General features: G+C 39.2%; 1 protein-coding gene. It reads left to right on the forward strand.

Features of this window, described 5'->3' with window-relative positions:
• Positions 1 to 387 precede the first annotated feature (387 nt).
• Positions 388 to 620, forward strand: a 233-nt coding sequence (locus tag A3735_RS11055) for a helix-turn-helix domain-containing protein (RefSeq protein WP_197485863.1), incomplete at its 3' end; no start/stop codon positions are given.

Below are 620 nucleotides of genomic sequence, written 5' to 3' on the forward strand. Positions count from 1 at the left end.
AAACTCATGAAGGAACACGAACTGCAAGCTCAGTCTAAGTCGCCTGCTTCTAATTCCAAATCAATGTTTCTAATCCCTAGTTCGTAATCAATCCATTTAGAAATAGCTTTCATGATGCTCATAAGCGAGTCCTCACTATTTGGTGGATTAGACAAATATGGCTTAGGGTAAAAATGCCAAATTCATCACAGTTCCGTTTTGGAACCTTGTGTAAAGTATATGGTTCCATAATAGAACTCGTCAAGTGAATCTATTGTGACGACTTGCTAAAATACTGTTCTATTTCTGGTATAATGGCTTTGTTTGATTTAGATCAACTTTGTATATTGGAACAGTGGCTAGTCTTATTAGGCGCGAATAATTCAAATAAAATGCAAAGAGGTAGCTATGCGTTGGGAAGAGATTGACTCTCAGGTTTGTTCAATTGCTAGAGCATTATCAATATTTGGTGATCGTTGGACGCTGTTAATCATCCGGGACGCATTTCGCCGCGTCAGGCGCTTCTCAGAGTTTCAAAAATCTTTAGGGATAACCCGCCATCGTTTGTCTGACCGTCTAAATCGTTTGGTGGAAGCTGAGGTTTTAACCAAAGTCTTATATGACGAGAAGATGTCTCGTTA

This window comes from Oleiphilus sp. HI0061, from assembly GCF_001635675.1.